General features: G+C 53.2%; 18 protein-coding genes and 1 riboswitch. Of the genes, 12 read left to right on the top strand and 6 right to left on the bottom strand.

Annotated features, from left to right (window positions below):
- The first annotated feature begins 105 nt into the window (after positions 1-105).
- Together malG and xylE are read left to right on the top strand one after the other, a co-directional pair.
- Entirely contained in the window at positions 106-996 is an 891-nt protein-coding gene (gene malG / locus HMPREF3178_RS17870) for a maltose ABC transporter permease MalG (RefSeq protein ID WP_004109572.1), read from the top strand.
- Between the two features lie 712 nt (positions 997-1,708).
- A complete protein-coding gene (gene xylE / locus HMPREF3178_RS17865) occupies positions 1,709-3,184 on the top strand; it encodes a D-xylose transporter XylE (RefSeq protein ID WP_004109574.1) in 1,476 nt (491 codons plus the stop codon).
- Positions 3,185-3,225: 41 nt separating this feature from the next.
- Here xylE and psiE read toward each other — a convergent pair whose 3' ends face one another.
- Positions 3,226-3,636: a phosphate-starvation-inducible protein PsiE gene (gene psiE, locus HMPREF3178_RS17860; RefSeq protein ID WP_004097754.1), complete on the bottom strand. Its 411-nt coding sequence runs from the start codon at positions 3,634-3,636 to the stop codon at positions 3,226-3,228.
- Between the two features lie 377 nt (positions 3,637-4,013).
- On the opposite strand from psiE, the gene HMPREF3178_RS17855 reads away from it, so the two are divergent.
- The 6 genes from HMPREF3178_RS17855 (at position 4,014) to HMPREF3178_RS17830 (ending at position 7,892) form a co-directional block, all read left to right on the top strand.
- On the top strand, positions 4,014-5,291 hold the full coding sequence (locus HMPREF3178_RS17855) for an L-cysteine desulfidase family protein (protein ID WP_017145130.1): 1,278 nt from the start codon (positions 4,014-4,016) through the stop codon (positions 5,289-5,291).
- A 65-nt stretch (positions 5,292-5,356) separates the two neighbouring features.
- Positions 5,357-6,094, top strand: a complete 738-nt coding sequence (locus tag HMPREF3178_RS17850) for an AzlC family ABC transporter permease (RefSeq protein WP_004109581.1) — start codon at positions 5,357-5,359, stop codon at positions 6,092-6,094.
- A complete protein-coding gene (locus tag HMPREF3178_RS17845) occupies positions 6,087-6,407 on the top strand; it encodes an AzlD domain-containing protein (RefSeq protein ID WP_017145131.1) in 321 nt (106 codons plus the stop codon). Before HMPREF3178_RS17850 ends, HMPREF3178_RS17845 begins: the two co-directional genes overlap by 8 nt.
- A 25-nt stretch (positions 6,408-6,432) precedes the next feature.
- Entirely contained in the window at positions 6,433-6,810 is a 378-nt protein-coding gene (locus tag HMPREF3178_RS17840; RefSeq protein ID WP_004109587.1) for a Rid family detoxifying hydrolase, read from the top strand.
- Between the two features lie 108 nt (positions 6,811-6,918).
- Positions 6,919-7,428 (top strand): GNAT family N-acetyltransferase, encoded by a 510-nt coding sequence (locus HMPREF3178_RS17835; protein ID WP_004109593.1) that lies wholly within the window; start codon positions 6,919-6,921, stop codon positions 7,426-7,428.
- A gap of 8 nt (positions 7,429-7,436) precedes the next feature.
- Positions 7,437-7,892, top strand: coding sequence for an acyltransferase (locus tag HMPREF3178_RS17830; RefSeq protein WP_004109596.1), 456 nt, complete (start codon positions 7,437-7,439; stop codon positions 7,890-7,892).
- A gap of 43 nt (positions 7,893-7,935) precedes the next feature.
- On the opposite strand, the gene pgi is transcribed toward HMPREF3178_RS17830, so the two are convergent.
- Positions 7,936-9,585: a glucose-6-phosphate isomerase gene (pgi, locus tag HMPREF3178_RS17825; protein WP_004097737.1), complete on the bottom strand. Its 1,650-nt coding sequence runs from the start codon at positions 9,583-9,585 to the stop codon at positions 7,936-7,938.
- A gap of 352 nt (positions 9,586-9,937) precedes the next feature.
- Positions 9,938-10,171: riboswitch (Lysine riboswitch) on the top strand.
- A gap of 180 nt (positions 10,172-10,351) precedes the next feature.
- Between pgi and lysC the strand changes: the two genes are divergently transcribed.
- Positions 10,352-11,701, top strand: coding sequence for a lysine-sensitive aspartokinase 3 (lysC, locus tag HMPREF3178_RS17815; protein ID WP_004109599.1), 1,350 nt, complete (start codon positions 10,352-10,354; stop codon positions 11,699-11,701).
- A gap of 50 nt (positions 11,702-11,751) precedes the next feature.
- Here the strand turns inward: lysC and HMPREF3178_RS17810 are convergent, their stop codons facing one another.
- The 3 genes from HMPREF3178_RS17810 to HMPREF3178_RS17800 form a co-directional block, all read right to left on the bottom strand.
- Positions 11,752-12,687, bottom strand: coding sequence for a hypothetical protein (locus tag HMPREF3178_RS17810; protein ID WP_017145132.1), 936 nt, complete (start codon positions 12,685-12,687; stop codon positions 11,752-11,754).
- Positions 12,688-12,823: 136 nt separating this feature from the next.
- Positions 12,824-13,612 carry a nucleotidyltransferase domain-containing protein gene (locus tag HMPREF3178_RS17805; protein ID WP_016808443.1) on the bottom strand — a complete coding sequence of 263 codons (789 nt, stop codon included), beginning with the start codon at positions 13,610-13,612 and terminating at the stop codon, positions 12,824-12,826.
- A gap of 5 nt (positions 13,613-13,617) precedes the next feature.
- Entirely contained in the window at positions 13,618-14,745 is a 1,128-nt protein-coding gene (locus tag HMPREF3178_RS17800) for a slipin family protein (protein WP_004109605.1), read from the bottom strand.
- A gap of 444 nt (positions 14,746-15,189) precedes the next feature.
- Here HMPREF3178_RS17800 and rtcR point away from each other — a divergent pair, with 444 nt between their 5' ends.
- The 3 genes from rtcR to HMPREF3178_RS17785 all read left to right on the top strand — a co-directional run bounded on the left by rtcR (position 15,190) and on the right by HMPREF3178_RS17785 (position 18,282).
- Entirely contained in the window at positions 15,190-16,770 is a 1,581-nt protein-coding gene (gene rtcR / locus HMPREF3178_RS17795) for an RNA repair transcriptional activator RtcR (RefSeq protein WP_017145133.1), read from the top strand.
- Between the two features lie 111 nt (positions 16,771-16,881).
- Complete coding sequence (gene panS / locus HMPREF3178_RS17790; protein ID WP_004117193.1) at positions 16,882-17,823, top strand: ketopantoate/pantoate/pantothenate transporter PanS; 942 nt, start codon at positions 16,882-16,884, stop codon at positions 17,821-17,823.
- 186 nt (positions 17,824-18,009) lie between these two features.
- On the top strand, positions 18,010-18,282 hold the full coding sequence (locus tag HMPREF3178_RS17785; RefSeq protein WP_004109613.1) for a YjbD family protein: 273 nt from the start codon (positions 18,010-18,012) through the stop codon (positions 18,280-18,282).
- Here the strand turns inward: HMPREF3178_RS17785 and rluF are convergent.
- Entirely contained in the window at positions 18,279-19,151 is an 873-nt protein-coding gene (gene rluF, locus HMPREF3178_RS17780) for a 23S rRNA pseudouridine(2604) synthase RluF (RefSeq protein ID WP_017145134.1), read from the bottom strand. The genes HMPREF3178_RS17785 and rluF overlap by 4 nt on opposite strands.
- Positions 19,152-19,275 lie beyond the last annotated feature (124 nt).

Here is a 19,275-nt window from a genome sequence, read left to right as displayed (position 1 = left end):
CAAGAACCGGAGCGTACACGTAGTACGTGAGGATTCTGAGCACTGCCCGAGTTCAAAATGACAAGCAAAATAGCCTGGAGCGGTATCAAGGGGAGTAAAAATATTATGGCTATGGTTCAACCCAAATCTCAGAAGCTGCGTTTATTAACAACGCACCTCCTGTTGCTGATTTTTATCGCGGCGATTATGTTCCCGCTGCTGATGGTCATCGCTATCTCGCTGCGCGAAGGGAACTTCGCCACCGGTAGCCTGATTCCCGAAAGTATCTCCTGGGAGCACTGGCGGCTGGCGTTAGGCTTCAGCGTCGAACACGCTGACGGCCGCGTCACGCCGCCCCCCTTCCCGGTTCTCCTGTGGCTGTGGAACTCCATCAAGGTGGCCGGCATTACCGCCATTGGCATCGTCGCGCTCTCTACAACCTGCGCTTACGCTTTTGCCCGTATGCGCTTCCCGGGTAAAGCCACGCTGCTTAAAGGAATGCTGATTTTCCAGATGTTCCCCGCGGTTCTGTCGCTGGTCGCGCTGTATGCCCTATTTGACCGTCTCGGCCAGTACGTACCGTTCGTTGGACTGAATACCCACGGCGGCGTGATCTTCGCCTATATGGGCGGTATCGCGCTGCACGTCTGGACAATCAAAGGCTACTTCGAAACCATCGACGGCTCGCTGGAAGAAGCGGCGGCGCTGGACGGCGCGACGCCATGGCAGGCTTTCCGCCTGGTGCTGCTCCCGCTATCGGTACCGATTCTGGCGGTGGTGTTTATTCTGTCGTTCATCGCCGCGATTACCGAAGTGCCGGTGGCCTCTCTGCTGCTGCGCGATGTGAACAGCTATACCCTTGCGGTCGGAATGCAACAGTATCTCAACCCGCAGAACTATCTGTGGGGCGACTTTGCCGCCGCGGCGGTGCTCTCCGCCATTCCGATTACCGTAGTGTTCCTGCTGGCCCAGCGCTGGTTGGTTAACGGCCTGACCGCAGGCGGAGTGAAAGGTTAATTTTCATCGTTAGATACTCTAATTAATTCGAGTTGTCGAAAGGCGACAAGCCCGATAATCCCCAGCAGCATAGATAACTATGTGACTGGGGTGAGCGGGTGCAGTCAACGCATCAGCAACTTGAAGTATGACGAGTATACCCGCCCCAAATTTCAGAGGAGGGATGACGGTTTCGCGGTAATGCACGACCCCAACCGGGCATTACCGCCGTCGCCCTCAGCTGAAAAAGTAAGGCAAATGCCACTGCTATCCTCAACTGGACCCTACATAAATTCTATTTGTGACTGTTGGTCAGCGGCCCTGGAGGCCGCTTTTTTTTTATTCGCGTTTCAGGTACCCGACGTCTCGCAATGAAACTCCCCCTTGCGCGGAAGTCCAGAAGTTCGCAGGCAAAGTGCTGAGCGTTAGCCACCCGCAGCGCCTTGATGCAGCGGCACCCACCCACCAACGTCTCTTCCGAAGAGAGATAATCCGCCACTCTTTTAAAGAAATTTATTATGTTATTTTGCATTTAGGTTACGATTATTTTCTTTTGCGCGATTCATCACTGCAATTTCATTTACCGCCGTTCTTTTAACAATTAAATAGAGTTGAGATCACATTAAGAATATAACGTAATTGCAATATTAAATTTGATAATTGCCATCCCCGGGTGATGAATACACCATCATTATTACCGATAAGAAGAAATGTGTATTTAAGGCTGGTCAGGATGAAGACCCAATATAATTCAAGCTATATCTTTTCGATTACGTTAGTCGCCACGTTAGGAGGACTATTATTTGGCTACGATACCGCAGTCATCTCCGGTACGGTAGAATCCTTAAACACTGTTTTTGTGGCTCCGCAAAACCTGAGTGAATCTGCCGCCAACTCACTGCTGGGCTTCTGCGTTGCCAGCGCCTTGATTGGCTGCATCATTGGAGGCGCGCTTGGCGGCTATTGTAGTAACCGTTTTGGCCGCCGGGATTCGCTAAAAATTGCCGCGCTTCTGTTTTTAATCTCTGGTATCGGTTCGGCCTGGCCTGAATTAGGTTTCACCCCGATAAACCCTGACAACACGGTGCCAGTTTATTTAGCCGGATATGTACCAGAATTCGTTATTTACCGCATTATTGGAGGCATTGGCGTAGGTTTAGCATCAATGCTTTCACCGATGTATATTGCGGAACTGGCGCCGGCAAGCATACGAGGGAAACTGGTTTCCTTTAACCAGTTCGCGATTATTTTTGGGCAGCTATTGGTTTACTGTGTTAACTATTTCATTGCAAAATCAGGTGATGCTAACTGGCTGAATACCAATGGTTGGCGATATATGTTTGCCTCAGAATGCATTCCCGCACTGCTGTTTTTAGGGCTACTGTATACCGTACCGGAAAGTCCGCGCTGGCTGATGGCGCAGGGCAAACAGGAACAGGCGGAGGGTATTCTGCGCAAAATTATGGGCAGCAAGCTCGCCGTCCAGGCAATGCAGGAGATCAATCTGTCACTGGAAAATGGCCGTAAAACGGGCGGTCGTCTGCTGATGTTTGGCGCAGGCGTCATTACTATCGGCGTTATGCTGTCTATATTCCAGCAGTTTGTCGGCATCAACGTCGTGCTCTACTACGCTCCGGAAGTCTTCAAAACGCTGGGAGCCAGCACTGATGTCGCCCTGCTGCAGACCATTATCGTGGGCGTTATCAACCTGACTTTCACCGTTCTGGCCATCATGACGGTTGATAAATTTGGCCGCAAGCCGCTGCAAATTATTGGCGCGCTCGGGATGGCGCTTGGCATGTTCAGCCTTGGCACCGCCTTTTATACTCAAGCATCCGGTTTGGTGGCGCTGCTGTCGATGCTGCTTTACGTCGCCGCATTTGCCATGTCCTGGGGCCCGGTTTGCTGGGTGCTGCTGGCAGAAATCTTCCCTAACGCGATTCGCGGCAAAGCTCTCGCCATTGCGGTTGCCGCGCAGTGGCTGGCGAACTACTTTGTCTCCTGGACCTTCCCGATGATGGATAAAAACTCCTGGCTGGTTGCCCATTTTCACAACGGTTTTTCCTACTGGATTTACGGTTGTATGGGAATTCTGGCGGCGATGTTTATGTGGAAATTTGTGCCGGAAACGAAAGGCAAGACGCTGGAAGAACTCGAAGAGCTGTGGGCACCCGCAGAAGAGAAAACGCTTCAGGCCTCTATCAGATAATAACCACAGCACGCCGCTACCGGAAGCGGCGTGCTGTCTGTTTACTCGCGTTTCAGTCGGTTGGAGTTACACAGCCAGAGCGTAATCACCAGAATCAGGATCGCGGCGGAGTAAATCAGCACCGCCATGGGCGACTCATGATCGATGATAATCAGGCGTACGATGGCGGTGATGCCGATATAAACAAAGTAGCGTAGCGGGAAGTGAAATCCCGATTCAAAGTACTTCACAATCAGCGCGATAAACTCGAAATAGAGGAAGTAGACCACCAGCCCTTCCACCAGCTTGTATTTACTGACAGGTTCAGGGGTAAACAGGACGTGCGCCAAATGCAACGTCTCTTTACCGAGGAATACGATCAGAATGACCCCCAGGCACAGCAGGCCAAGATTCAAAACGGTTTGCATGGCGGTTGCAATAAAACTCACCAACGGACGATAAACCGGCGGCATAGGTACTCCTCATCATCATGATTTACTGTGACCTGTATAACGCAAAAGTGTGATCCAGATCTACATTTGTTGTCCCCTTCTCCTCACTGCCCGCCTTGCTCGTATACGACGAAATACGTAAAAAGAGAAAATCTTACTTTCGTCATCGCTGTGAGGCGGTTAACTAAATCCCTTTTTATGTTCAAAAAACAGAATATAAATACTCGGTAAATCAGTTAATTAACCATAATAAGATCACAGTTTTACATTCTTTTAATAAGCGAAAATTTTTCTCTTTAATGCATAAATAACAGGGTTATTAGAGTAAGTTTTTCCTTCAGAATTATCTTAGGATACTCGCCAGTTAATAACCCACAATTAGCGGATTGATTTAAAATATGATTAATGAACGCGCATCCATTTTTATAAAATGGCTAAAACAAGAAGTGGCTCCGGCATTAGGTTGTACCGAACCCGTCGCTATTTCTTTTACTACCGCTTACGCTGCGAAACATTTAGATACGGCCTGTCAAAGTATTAACGGTTTTATTTCTGCGAATCTGTACAAAAACGCGACGGGCGTAACTATTCCAGGAACATCCGTTAGCGGTGTCGCGCTTGCCGCCGCCATTGGCGCTTTTGGCGGCGATGCCGATAAGGGTTTAAAAACGCTGGAGGGGATTACCCAGCAGCATGTCGAATTAGCGCAAAAGCTAATCGCCGATGGCCAGGTTAATATTCGCGTGGAAGATACTCCCGATTTTATCCATCTGGATCTGACCCTGACCGGTGGCGAAAAGAGCTGCCGCGTGGTAGTTAAAGGCACGCATACCAATATCGTTGAACTTTATATTAATGGCGAAGCGCAGGCTTTGGCTAATAAACAGAATACGGTAACGCAGCAGGAAGCGTTAGAAACCTTTTCGCTTGTCGAAGCCTTCAATTTTATAAGCGAAGTCGATTTTGCCGACATCGAATTTATTCTCGAAGCCGCCCGCCTCAATTCGGCGCTGGCAAATGAAGGCAAGAGCAAGAAATATGGTTTAAACATCAATGGTACCTTCTCTGATGCAGTAAAAAAGGGTCTGCTCAGCAACGACCTGCTCAGTAAAGTCATCATCAATACCGTCGCCGCATCCGACGCGCGGATGGGCGGCGCTCCCGTCGTCGCCATGTCAAACTTTGGTTCCGGTAACCAGGGTATCGCCGCTACCATGCCGGTAGTGACGGTCGCGGAGCATCTTAATGCCGATCAAGAGACGCTCGCACGGGCGCTCGCGCTCTCCCACCTGACCGCGATATCGATCCACTCCCGCTATACGCGTCTGTCCGCGCTATGCGCGGCGTCTACGGCAGCAATGGGAGCAGCTGCCGGGATGGCGTGGCTATTTACTCGCGATATGGAAACCATTAACACCGCGATTATTAATATGGTCAGTGATATTACCGGTATGATTTGTGACGGCGCTTCTAATAGCTGCGCGATGAAAGTTTCATCCGTCGTGTCCAGCGCATTTAAGGCTGTATTGATGGCCATGCAAAATAGCTGCGCAAGCTCTAATGATGGGATCGTTTGCGCTGACGTTGAGCAAACGATTAATAATCTCTGTCGTCTGGTTGTTAAGCCCATGGCCTATACCGACAAAGAAATTATCAACATCATGGTTGCTAAATAATCATTAACTAATCTTTCCACGTACCTTACATAAATAATTAATTTCTTAAATAACAGATATTGCTTATGAACAAAAAAGTTATCCTACGGGGCGCCAGCGCCATTCTTCCCTTGTGTATCGGCGACTTTCCCTTTTCATTTATCGTCGGCGCGCTAAGCGTGAGCGCCGGAATGAGCGTCTGGCAAAGTACGGTCTGGTCCACCATTGTTATTGCGGGTTCAGCACAAATGCTGGCGTTGAATATGCTCAAAACCGGGGCGAGCCTCGGGGTAATTATATTCACCACGCTGATTATTAATCTCCGTCATATACTTTACAGCGCATCAATTTCCAGTACCGTACGCGAGGCGTCCTTTTTTAAAAAATGCTTTATGGCCTATGCTCTGACCGATGAGGTGTACGCCACGACGGTGAAAGAGATGGAGGAGAATAAAAAGGATAAATATCTGTTCTACTCTTCAGCCATGCTGACATTTTGGTTCGCCTGGGTTTTAGCCGATTTCCTTGGCGCTCTGGTTGGCGCCTCATTTCCGCATATTGAAAAATACGGTCTGGACTTTGCGATGGTCGCCGCCTTTATCGCCATCGTCGTTCCGCAAATCAAGAGCCAGGCCTGTACCGTCGCCGCCATTGTGGCTGCCGTATCCGGCGTACTTTTGGTTGTGCTGCCCTATTCGTTAGGCATTGTCGTCGCATCCGTATTGGGCGTAATGGCGGGCCTGAGCGTCGATCTCGCCGAAGAGCGTAAACAAGCGCAGGCCGCCGCTAAACTCTCTCTCGAAGGAGCGCTGGAAAATGAGTAATAGCTTTTTTATCGCCCTGACGCTGGGTATGGCCGCCGTGACCTTTCTTATTCGCTTCTCGTTCATTGGTCTCGCCGGGAAAATCCAGATGTCGAACCGGGTCAGCAAAACGCTGCGCTTTGTGCCGGTGACTGTTCTGCCAGCCATCATCACGATTCAGATCCTGAGCGTGAACTCCAGCATGGAGTTTGATTTAAAAAACCCGAAAGTCATCGCCGCGATTATCTGCACGCTTGCCAGCTTCCGACTGGGGCTGGTCTGGGTCGTCGTCAGCGGCATTGGTTCACTGGTTTTACTTAACTATTTCATGTAACCACTTATCAAGAGGAATCAACAGAATGATTATTTCCACCGCGTCCGCGCCTGCCGCCATCGGTCCGTATGTTCAGGGGGTAAACCTGGGTACCATGACGATGACCTCAGGGCAGCTCCCGGTTAATGCGCAAGATGGCACCATGTCTGACGACATCGCTGTGCAAACGCGCCAATCGCTGGAAAACGTTAAGGCTATCGTGGAAGCGGCGGGCTTGCAGGTGAAAAATATTGTTAAGACGATGGTTTTCGTCAAGGATCTGAACGATTTTGCCACCATCAACGCGGTCTATGAAGCGTTCTTCGTTGAACACAACGCGGCGTTTCCAGCCCGCTCCTGCGTTGAGGTCGCCAGACTGCCTAAAGATGCGGGTATTGAAATCGAGGCCATCGCCGTCGCCTGATCCCCAGCCGGAGGCTCTCCTCCGGCATCTTCTCCTCCCCACTTTTGAGGTTTACCCGCAGCGAACTTTACGGGCAAAATATCGCCACTTCTTTGCGAGGAACGCAGAATGCTAAAGATTCGTCTTGCACGTCCGGAAGATGCGGCTTTACTCAACGATATGGCGAATGCCAGCTATCGTCATCACTTTACCCACCTCTGGCATAACGCCGATGAAATGGAGCGCTACCTGCAGCAAGAGTATGCCGTGGCCTCACTGGAGCGCAGCCTGGCCGATACGCAGTGCTGCTGGTTAATTGCTGAGGCAGAGGAGCCAATCGGCTTTGCTAAATACGCCTGCCGCCAGGACATCAACCCCGAAGGTCCAACCGGTACGCTATTGCATAAGCTCTATCTGTTACCTGCAACAACGGGCCATCGCTATGGCGAGCAGCTTTTTCACGCCGTCGAGAAGCGAGCAAAAGTTGCCGGTGAACGCTGGCTCTGGCTGGAGGTGCTCGCCGCGAATACCCGCGCCCGCCGTTTTTATGAACGTCAGGGAATGCAGCACGTAAAAGATGTCATCTTTCATTCTGCGACCCAGCAAAGCACATTACACATTTTGGCTAAACCGATCTGAGAGGCAGCATGCATACCCTTCGTGAAACCGCCATTCGCAACGTCGCCAGCGGCGAAAACGTGGTGATTTACCAGCCCGCCAACCTCTATGACTGCACGCTAGGCGATAACGTCTTCGTCGGCCCCTTCGTTGAAATCCAGGGCCATACCCGCGTTGGCAGCGACAGCAAAATTCAGTCCCATACCTTTATCTGCGAGTACGTGACCATCGGCGAACGCTGTTTTATCGGCCACGGCGTAATGTTCGCTAACGATATGTTCCGCGATGGCAAGCCCAACGCCGACCGCGAAAGCTGGGGAAGAATCGTCATTGGCAACGATGTGTCTATCGGCAGCGGCGCAACCATTCTGGCGGTCAGCATTTGCGATGGCGTCGTGATTGGCGCGGGCAGCGTGGTGACAAAATCCATTACAGAGAAAGGCGTGTGGGCAGGAAACCCGGCAAAACTGCTGCGGCGGCTATAAAAAATGCCGGCCACCTGGGCCGGCATTGACAACGTTTTAGCGATTATGCGCGCCAGGATTTATAGCGGTTAATCAGGCCGTTAGTGGAGCTGTCGTGGCTGCTGACTTCAGAACCATCCTTCAGCTCCGGCAGGATGCGGTTCGCCAGCTGTTTGCCCAGCTCAACGCCCCACTGGTCGAAGGTGAAGATGTTCATAATCACGCCCTGGGTGAAAATCTTATGTTCATACAGGGCAATCAGCGCGCCCAGACTGAACGGCGTGATTTCACGCAGCAGGATGGAGTTAGTCGGGCGGTTGCCTTCAAACACTTTGAACGGCACCACGTGTTCCAGCGTCGCGGGATCTTTACCCTGATCGCGATATTCCTGCTCAACCACTTCGCGGGATTTACCAAACGCCAGCGCTTCGGTCTGCGCAAAGAAGTTAGACAGCAGCTTCGGATGGTGGTCAGACAGCGGGTTATGCGTAATCGCCGGAGCGATAAAATCGCACGGCACCATTTTGGTCCCCTGGTGAATCAGCTGATAGAACGCGTGCTGACCGTTGGTGCCCGGCTCGCCCCAGATGATCGGGCCCGTCTGGTAATCCACGGCGTTGCCGTTACGGTCAACGTATTTACCGTTGGATTCCATGTTGCCCTGCTGGAAGTAGGCGGCAAAGCGGTGCATATACTGGTCGTACGGCAGAATCGCTTCGGTTTCAGCGCCGAAGAAGTTGTTGTACCAGATACCGATCAGCGCCAGCAGCACCGGCAGGTTTTTCTCAGCCGGCGTGGTGGAGAAGTGTTTGTCCATCGCGTGCGCGCCGGAGAGCAGCTCGACGAAGTTGTCGAAGCCCACGGACAGGATGATGGACAGGCCGATAGCAGACCACAGAGAGTAACGACCGCCAACCCAGTCCCAGAACTCAAACATATTGGCGGTATCAATACCGAATTCACCTACCGCTTTACCGTTGGTGGAGAGCGCGGCGAAGTGTTTCGCTACGTGTTTCTCATCGCCAGCGGTCGCCAGGAACCAGTCGCGCGCGCTGTGGGCGTTGGTCATGGTTTCCTGGGTGGTAAAGGTTTTCGACGCCACCAGGAACAGCGTGGTTTCCGGGTTCACCGTTTTCAGCACTTCGGCGATATGGGTACCATCGACGTTAGAAACAAAGTGCATATTCAGGTGATTTTTGTACGGACGCAGCGCTTCGGTCACCATGAACGGGCCAAGATCGGAGCCGCCGATACCGATGTTCACGACGTCGGTAATCGCTTTACCGGTGTAGCCTTTCCAGCTACCGGAGATAATAGCTTCAGAGAAGGTTTTCATCTTCTCAAGCACGGCGTTCACTTCCGGCATCACATCTTTGCCATCAACCAGAATCGGAGTATTGCTGCGGTTACGCAGCGCAACGTGCAGCACCGCGCGATCTTCCGTGCGGTTAATCTTCTCGCCGGAGAACATGGATTTAATGGCGTCAGCCAGGAAGGTCTCTTTGGCCAGATCCTGCAGTTTGGCCAGCGTCTCTTCGGTGATGCGGTTTTTGGAAAAATCCACCAGCATCAGATCGTCGAACGTGGCGGAGAATTTAGAGAAACGGTCGCTATCTTTCGCGAACAGATCCGCGATGGTAACGTCTTTCATTTCATCAAAGTGTTTCTGTAATGCCTGCCAGGCAGAGGTCTGCGTTGGGTTGATGTTTTTCATTAGCAATACTCTTCTGATTTGAGAATTGTGACTGCGGTCGATTGTAGCGCCGGTGACGAAAAATTGTGATGATTTTTATGTTATGCCGATGATACGCGTCAGAAATTGGGGCAATTTGAGGCAAAACGTCCCTGATAGTATAGACATCATAAGGCTTTTTTCTGTCAGCGACCCGCGCATGAAAAATCCGCATAACCCTGACGTTGACATACTTCGCCTGAACCCTTTATATAACGGCAGTACCTACATATACGTAGGTAGGTATGGATCGCGCATTTCACGCTACAGCGAAAGGGTATTGCAGGGGGGTATAATGTCCCGCGTCCCCCTGGCAAAGTGAAAGACGTCGGTAATTGCCAGAAGAGGTGCGTTGCCCAGGTAACCGTATTGGAGGAGCCAGTCCGGGGAAAATACGTGAGGGGGAGCAACGCCGAGGTGAATAAGCGTCTGGTTACGCTCATCACCGGCCACAGGGGCTGAATCCCCTGGGTTGTCACCAGAAACGTTCGCAGTCGGGCGTTTCATACTCGCCATCTGATGCGCTGCATCGGCAAGCGGGTCTACAAGGTGGAGCACTTCTGGGTGACATCGTAGTTTGTTTATCGCTCTGCGCCCACCCTGTTTTTCGCTCTTCCCTTGTGCCATGGCTGAATAATTTGGCCTGGCTTATTAAGACATTTTGTTGCAATCCGGCTGCGTCCAGCCCCGCCAGGATTGGTTGTCAGGAATCGTTTTAATAAGTCAGGCCCCCTGACACGAGGTTGTTATGACAGACTTAGTTGTAGCCAAATTCGGCGGTACCAGCGTTGCCGACTTTGATGCCATGAACCGCAGCGTAGACGTCGCGCTGCTGGATGCCAATACCCGCGTGGTGGTGCTTTCCGCCTCGGCTGGCGTGACCAACCTGCTGGTCGCCTTAGCGGAAGGGCTGGAACCTGGCGAACGTTTCGCAAAGCTCGATGCCATGCGGCAAATCCAGTTCAATATTCTGGAGCGTCTGCGTTATCCGAACGTAATTCGCGATGAAATTGAACGCCTGCTGGAAAACATCACCACCCTGGCGGAAGCCGCCTCCCTGGCCAGTTCAAGCGCGTTAACCGACGAACTGGTCAGCCATGGCGAACTGATGTCCACTCTGCTGTTTGTCGAGATCCTGCGCGAGCGCGGTATCGCCGCCCAGTGGTTCGACGTGCGCAAGGTTATGCGCACCAACGATCGCTTTGGCCGCGCGGAACCGGATATCGCCGCCTTATCTGAACTCACCGAGCAGCTTCTGGCTCCGCGTCTGGCGGAAGGCCTGGTGATCACCCAGGGCTTTATTGGCAGCGAAGCGAAAGGCCGTACCACCACGCTTGGCCGTGGCGGCAGCGACTATACCGCCGCGCTACTCGGCGAAGCGCTAAACGCTACCCGCGTCGATATCTGGACCGATGTTCCGGGTATCTATACCACCGACCCGCGCGTTGCGCCGGCGGCCAAACGCATTGACGTTATCGCCTTTGAAGAAGCGGCGGAAATGGCGACCTTTGGCGCGAAAGTGCTGCATCCGGCCACCCTGCTTCCCGCCGTACGTAGCGATATTCCGGTATTCGTCGGCTCCAGCAAAGAGCCAAAAGCGGGCGGCACGCTGGTGTGCAAAAATACGGAAAATCCGCCGCTGTTCCGCGCGCTGGCGCTGCGCCGCAAGCAGACTCTGCTGACCCTGCACAGCCTCAATATGCTGCACTCGCGCGGTTTTCTGGCCGAGGTATTCAGCACGCTGGCGCGTCACAGTATCTCCGTTGATCTGATCACCACTTCTGAAGTGAGCGTGGCGCTGACCATGGATACCACCGGTTCGACTTCGGCCGGCGACACCCTGCTCACCCAGTCGCTGCTGACCGAACTGTCCTCGCTGTGCCGCGTTGAGGTTGAACAGGACCTGGCGCTGGTTGCCATCATTGGTAACGAACTGTCGAAAGCGTGCGGCGTCGGTAAAGAGGTGTTTGGCGTGCTGGAGCCGTTTAATATTCGAATGATTTGCTACGGCGCATCCAGCCACAATCTGTGCTTCCTGGTACCGGGTGCAGATGCCGAAAAAGTCGTCCAGAAGCTGCACCATAATCTGTTCGAGTAATTATTTAAATATGCCCGGTGAAGTGCTACCCCACCGGGCATATTTTCTCATCACCTGACAATCACCACTTCCCCATCAATAATAGCAAGGTAGGGATTATAGGTAAAAACCTCTTCCCCCTCTTTATTTATAATTTTCAACGGCGAGTTTTGATATATACCCCGCGCTAGCCTGAATAGCCGACCATCGCAATACGTTACCAGTTCTTTATCTTCCCATTTCAACTCTGCTGTCGTCAGGTTGGTATCTTGTACCTTTTCTGGCAGACCATATGACTTAAAGATAAAATCAGCAGAAAATCCCGTAGCTAACGCCATCTCTTTACTTGATATTTGAGCCATGGTCTTTAACGCACCCACATCCCGCTTATTCATCGCTTGCCAGATCTTAGTGTATGTTTCTTTTATCGCTGGCAGATCTTGTACAGATATTTTTCGCGCTTTTTCCCAGGCCCATTCAGGCATCCCGCTTAACGTAATCTCACGTCCCGCACCATATAAATCGTTCTCTTTATCCATAGCTGATTGAACATCGCTAACCGCGCCTTCATTTTGCGCTCCATTGGGGTTAGAAGAAGATGAGGCGATGATTTTCTTATTTCCATCGACCGTTAACTTTATCGTCGAAACTACTTCACTGGATTTTCTGGTATTCCGCAAGACAACAAGCTCGCACCATGAATCCGCATAAAGCATCTCAGGTTGATCTGGATCCGTAGCTCCCATCGCCAGTTCAAGGGTATTTTTCCCATTTGCGGCAAAGGGAGTGATATCTCCTCCTGCCGTTACCGTTCCACTATTAGCCGAAAAATTATTCAGTAGCGGTGCATTATTAACCCTGGCCATACATGCGCTGCGGTTTGTTTTAAATAAAAATGAATATCGCGCATCGGATATCGATTCAGCTCTCAGCGGCAAGGATACCATTAATAATAATGATGAAATCACACCCAACATATAAAATACTTTCTTTTTATAACTTGCCATAGTTATTCCTTTTTTAATCTGATGTTCTCAAGAATACATGGAAATTTGTTGCAATAATCTATAAGAAAATTATCCAACGCTGGAAATCAGAAATTAGCCCGGCAAACATCCCTCAAATTCCAACATCTAGCAGTATTTACTTCCCCATCACCGTGGTCATCAGTAATCTGTCCAACTCCCTGATATTCCCTGTCCGGCTATCCGGCAGCGCGGGAGGGATCGCGCCTCTGAGCAGCTCGGACTGAATAAACGCATGCAGTAATGGCCGCCGCGGACCATATTCGGCCTCGCCGGCGCGCTGTTTACGCGCCAGCAGCTCGTCGATTTCCTGACGCAGGCCCGCTTCCAGACAGCTTCCCGCCAGCAGTTCAGCAAAGCGCATCGGCGGCGCCCCTTTTCCCGCCTCAACCCAGCGGACGGCCAGTAGCGGACGCAGCACGTAAAAGTACTTTTTCAACCGCACCTGTTCACCCTGCAGATAGCCGCGAAAATTCTTTCTGGCCATCGAGTAGTAATGCCAGCGGGCGCGTACCGGAGAAAACCACTCCGGTATCAGCCGTTTAAGCGCCTGAACTGTCGCATCATCCTGCTGATACACCACCGGCGAGTCCAGCCATTCGATCAGCGTCGGATTTGCCCCTTTCAGCAGACCCAGCGCCTTACGCCACTCCCAACCGCAGACGTCCAGCTCAGCGTCGATGGGCAGCTCGATAACATCGCGCGGCGCATCCACCCGCAGGTACCACTCAGGGGGATGAACATAGAGAAACCGCACATCATAATCGCTGTCCGGCGAGGCAAAGCCCCAGCCCCGGCTGCCGGACTCGCAGGCGTAGAGCACCCTGACGCCGTAGCGCTGCTCCACCTCCTGTAACTGCCGCCGCACCTTATGGCGCATGGCGGCATCCACACCGTTATACGTCATGTTGTTTATCCTTTTAGATTGACCAGTCCATGCAGCACCTGGTCCAGGCCGCCAAAGACCGAGATTTTATCGATACGCTCCGCCACCCTTTCCAGCGTTTCCAGCTCTTTTAAGCGCAGCGCGACCGGGTTGTTTTCCATCACTTTCGCGGTGTTGAGCAGCGAACGCGTCGCCGCGGTCTCTTCACGCCGGCGGATCACGTTCGCCTGCGCCGATTTCTCCGCCTCCACCAGCTGCGACAGAATAGCTTTCATGTCGCCGGGCAAAACAATATCTTTCACGCCCAGCGAGGCGACTTCGATACCAAATGCCGCCATGCGCTCGGCTACCTGCGCGCTCACCACCTCATCAATGATGTGCTTATCTTCCAGTAGTTCATCCAGCGTTCGCGTTCCGACGGCTTCACGCAGCGCAAACTGCAGTTCGCGATACAGATGGTCCAGCGGCTTCGTCAGCTGCCCAAAAGCCCGCAACACATCGCTGTAGCGCCAGTTCGCCGCCAGATTTAAACGCAGATTCACTTTATCTTTGGTCAGAATCTCCTGACCGCCGACTTCCAGCACCTGCAGGCGGGTATCGACCACTTCAGCTTCCACCAGGTGATTGATCTTCCAGTAGGCGCTCAGGCCCGGCGGCAGCAGCGACTGCGTCTCACCATCGACTTTCAATACCCCGACGTGCCAGGCAGGCACCGATACGGTCAGGATCGCTTCGCGACCTTTTACCGTCCCGTGACGTCTCGGCTGCAGCACCGCGTTCATGATCGCCTCGGGGACCTCAACCTGCCGGGTATCCAGACGTAGCAGCTGCATCTCGTCACCGGCGGCCCAGTAAAGTCGACGCGTCGCTGGCGGCAGAATTTCCTGCAGCACGCCGTTGTTATAGAGCGCTCCGGCCTCGTTATCCGTCAGGTCCGCCGCCAGGCAGTACTGTTCGATCCATTCCGCCTGAAAGCGTCGTAAATACTCGGCCAGCGCCTCCGGCACTTCGCTGCCGTCCCTGTTAACGATTAGCACTTCAGGAACGTTGAACCACGGCAGGCGATACTCGCCCGCTTCCAGAATCTGATAGTAATCTCCCTGACGAGAGAGAAGCCCCAGTTGGCCTTTCCGTATAGTGATTTTTTTAGCCATTTTTTATTCCTTATAAAAAGCAGGCGCGGGTGCAGGGGCGAAGCCGCAGGGGAACTCCCTTTTGCCTGCGGCACGGCGCCTTTACCGGCGGCCTGCTGTGGGGAGTGCTGACTGCGCAAAACCCCGTGTATCTCTATGATTAACAAACCAGTTTTCATTGGAGTGAAATCGGGAATCGAACCCATTGGTGGTTATCGGCTGACGGAACGCGCCCGAAAGACGGTCAGTACCGTTTCTGACGTGCCGGCGGGGTTTAACCCCCTGCGAATTCAGCGAAATAACGAAAGGGTTATTGCCAGATGCGTGCCAGAACGAAAAAGTGACGAAATAAATTTTTATCTCATTGATTAAAAGTGATTTATTTTTTAACTCGGTTTTTGCCGTTGCCCGGCTCGGGAGAATTTTTTATCTTTTAGTATCGATACTTATCTTATGAGATAAATAATGAACAAGCGTCGGGTGGTGATTGGCGTTCTCGGAACGGTGCTGGATAAACGCGGCAAGCGGGCTAATCGTTTAAAAAAATGGCGGCCCACCGTTGGGCTATGCCAGCAGGCCGATTTTCCTGTCGACAGGCTGGAGCTCATCCACCAGCCGCACGATGAAAGCCTGGCGCAAAAGCTGATCGAAGATATCGCCCTGCTTTCGCCGCAAACCGAAGTACGCCCGCATAGAGTCGAGATAAACGATCCGTGGGATTTTGAAGAGGTCTACGCGGCGTTTCTCGACTTCGCCAGCCGCTACAGCTTTGATACCGAAAACGAAGAGTATCTGGTGCATATCACTACCGGGACTCACGTGGCGCAAATCTGCTGGTTCCTGCTGACGGAGGCGCGCTATCTTCCCGCCAATCTGCTGCAGACCGGTCCTGCGCCGAAAGGCTCACCGGATGAAGCCATCGCTGTCGGTATTTACTCGGTTATCGATCTGGACTTAAACCGCTATGCCGCGCTCACCAGCCGCTTTCAGCGCGAACAGCAGCAGTCGGTCTCTTTCCTGAAAGCCGGGATAGAGACGCGCAATGCGACGTTCAACAAGCTTATCGATCGAATTGAGCGCGTGGCGATCCGATCGACCGATCCGATCCTGCTTACTGGCCCAACGGGCGCCGGTAAGTCCTTTCTCGCCAAACGTATCTATCAGCTGCGCCAGTCGCGTCATTTAGTGGCGGGAACATTTATGGCGGTTAACTGCGCCACCCTTCGCGGCGATAACGCAATGTCTACGCTGTTTGGCCATGTCAAAGGCGCGTTTACCGGCGCGGTCACGCCGCGCGCCGGACTATTACGCGAAGCCGACGGCGGCGTGCTGTTTCTTGATGAAATCGCCGAGCTGGGGCTGGACGAGCAGGCCATGCTGCTGAAGGCCATTGAAGAAAAAACCTTTTTCCCGTTTGGTTCGGACAAAGAGGCGCACAGCGACTTTCAGCTAATCGCCGGAACGCATCGCAATATGCAGCAGTGGGTGGCGGAAGGACGCTTTCGCGAAGATCTTTATGCGCGCATCAATATGTGGCGCTTTGCCCTCCCCGGCCTGGCGCAGCGGCGGGAAGATATTGCGCCAAACGTGGAGTATGAACTACGGCGACTGGCCAGCGAACGGCAGACGCAGATCCGCTTTGATAAAGAGGCCCGCGAGCGCTATCTGGCCTTTGCCTGCTCGCCGCAGGCGCAGTGGCGCGGCAATTTTCGCGAACTCAGCTCATCCGTGGCGCGTATGGCGACGCTGGCCGAGCAGGGGCGCATTACGCAGGCCGTTGCGGAAGAGGAGATTATGCTGCTGAAAGAGAGCTGGCAGCTGACGACGTCTTCTCCTGACATAGCAATGGAAATCGATCTCTTCGATCGCCGGCAGCTGGAAACGGTGCTGGAGGTCTGCCAGCGCAGCGCTTCGCTTTCCGAAGCCGGACGCGAGCTGTTCGCCGTCTCCCGTCAGAAAAAGGCCAATCCTAACGATGCTGACCGCCTGCGCAAGTATTTAGCGCGCTTCGGACTCAGCTGGGAGCTTATCCGCAGCGGAACATGAGCATAATTTGTTTGAATAATATTTCTTAGCACGATAAACAATAGCTATGGCCGGGCTCGATCCCGGCCGGTCAATAACAAGCAAACACAACTTATGTGCAAGGAAAACAACATGCTCGCCACGCTTACGCGGCTGTTCCCATTATGGGCGCTGCTGCTCTCGGTTATCGCTTATTACACGCCATCCACTTTTACTCCCGTTGGCCCGTGGGTCCCGACGCTGCTGATGCTGATTATGTTCGGCATGGGCGTGCATCTGAAAGTCGACGACTTTAAGCGCGTGCTTTCCCGCCCCGCGCCGGTTGCCGCAGGGATTTTTCTCCACTACCTGGTGATGCCGCTCGCCGCCTGGCTGCTGGCGCTGATTTTTCACATGCCGCCGGAGCTTTCCGCCGGCATGGTGCTGGTGGGCAGCGTCGCCAGCGGTACGGCATCCAACGTGATGATCTTTCTGGCAAAAGGCGATGTTGCGCTCTCAGTCACCATCTCCTCGGTATCCACCCTGGTCGGCGTGGTCGCGACGCCGCTGCTGACGCGTCTGTACGTGGATGCGCATATTCAGGTAGATGTGATGGGAATGCTGCTCAGCATTCTGCAAATTGTGGTGATCCCAATTGCACTGGGGCTGGCGGTGCATCATCTGCTGCCGAAAGTGGTGAAGGCGGTGGAACCGTTTCTCCCGGCCTTTTCGATGGTCTGCATTCTGGCGATTATCTGCGCCGTGGTGGCAGGCTCGGCGTCGCATATCGCTTCCGTTGGTTTTGTGGTGATTATCGCCGTTATCCTGCATAACACTATCGGTCTGCTCGGCGGCTACTGGGGCGGGCGACTGTTTGGCTTTGACGAGTCCACCTGCCGCACGCTGGCGATCGAGGTGGGAATGCAGAACTCCGGCCTTGCCGCCGCGCTGGGGAAAATCTACTTTGGCCCGCTGGCCGCGCTGCCCGGGGCGCTGTTCTCGGTCTGGCACAACCTGTCTGGCTCGCTGCTGGCCGGTTACTGGTCAGGGAAGCCGATTGCGGATGAATCGCGTCAAACGGAAAAAGAGAGCTAACAACCCGTAATTTTCCCGGCTTGCGCTGCGCTTAGCCGGGCTACGGTCCTTGCAGCTTGCGGGTTTTGTAGCCCGGACAGGTGCGCAGCACCGCCTCCGGGATTTTCTGCGAGGCACAACAATTTACCGTGAGACGTCCGCCCCTTTACCGTACACTGAAGCCACAGGCTAACTGAGGGCACCACTATGGCACTCCCCCGCATCACTCAAAAAGAGATGACCGAGCGCGAACAGCGCGAACTGAAAACCCTGCTCGACCGCGCGCGCATCGCCCATGGCCGTCCGCTGACCAACGCGGAGACCAATAGCGTGAAAAAAGAGTACATCGATAAACTGATGCTCCAGCGCGAAGCCGAGGCTAAGAAAGCCCGCCAGCTCAAGAAAAAGCAGGCTTACAAACCGGATGCGGAGGCCTCGTTTTCCTGGTCGGCAAATACGCCAACGCGCGGCAGACGCTAACGCCCTTTCTTTTTACGCCCAGGCGCAGTAAAGCGTTTGCCGTTCGACGCCGGACGGGAAGACTTCTCGCTGGTTTTTTCCATCGCGACTACCGGGCGCTTAATGCCGGCCGTTTTCGGCTTCGCCTTTGCCTTCGGTTTCGCCTCTGAAGACGAGTTCTCAATCAGCTTGAAGAGATCGATCAGCTCATCGTCGGTCAGATCGCGCCACTCTCCCAGCGGGATCCCCGTCAGGCTGACGTTCATGATCCGCGTCCGCTCAAGCTTCGTCACTTCATAGCCAAAATATTCGCACATCCGGCGGATCTGGCGATTCAGCCCCTGAACCAGGGTAATGCGAAACACAAAAGGCGCTTCTTTTTTCACTTTGCACTTCTTCGTTACCGTGCCGAGAATCGGTACGCCCGCGCCCATTCCGCGAATAAACTCATCGGTCACCGGCTTATCAACGGTGACCAGATACTCTTTTTCATGGTCGTTACCGGCGCGCAGGATTTTATTCACCAGATCGCCATGGTTGGTCAGAAAGATGAGCCCCTGCGAGTCTTTGTCCAGACGGCCGATTGGGAATACGCGTTTGCTGTGGTTAACGAAATCAACGATGTTGTCGCGCTCCCCGTCTTCGGTAGTGCTGACGATGCCAACCGGTTTATTCAGCGCAATCAGTACTAAATCATCCGCTTCGCGCGGCTCAATCAACCGGCCATTGACCTTGACTACGTCGCCAGCTTTAACCTGGTCGCCAATAGTGGCGCGTTTGCCGTTGATAAAAACGTTGCCTTGTTCGATAAAGCGATCGGCTTCACGGCGCGAGCAAATTCCGCTTTCGCTGATGTATTTATTGAGTCGGGTTGACGAGTCGGGCAGCATAACTTCTCCTGAAACACTTCATCCTTCAAGTTGTCTCTGCGATGGCTACACTCACTGATCCCAGTCACATAGATTTCTATGCTGCCGGGCGTCGCTCCCTTGCCGCCTTGATAAAACTTGAATG

It is taken from the genome of Klebsiella sp. HMSC09D12 (assembly GCF_001808475.1).
GTDB lineage: Bacteria > Pseudomonadota > Gammaproteobacteria > Enterobacterales > Enterobacteriaceae > Klebsiella > Klebsiella oxytoca.
This window is presented reverse-complemented; position numbering and strand designations above follow the sequence as displayed.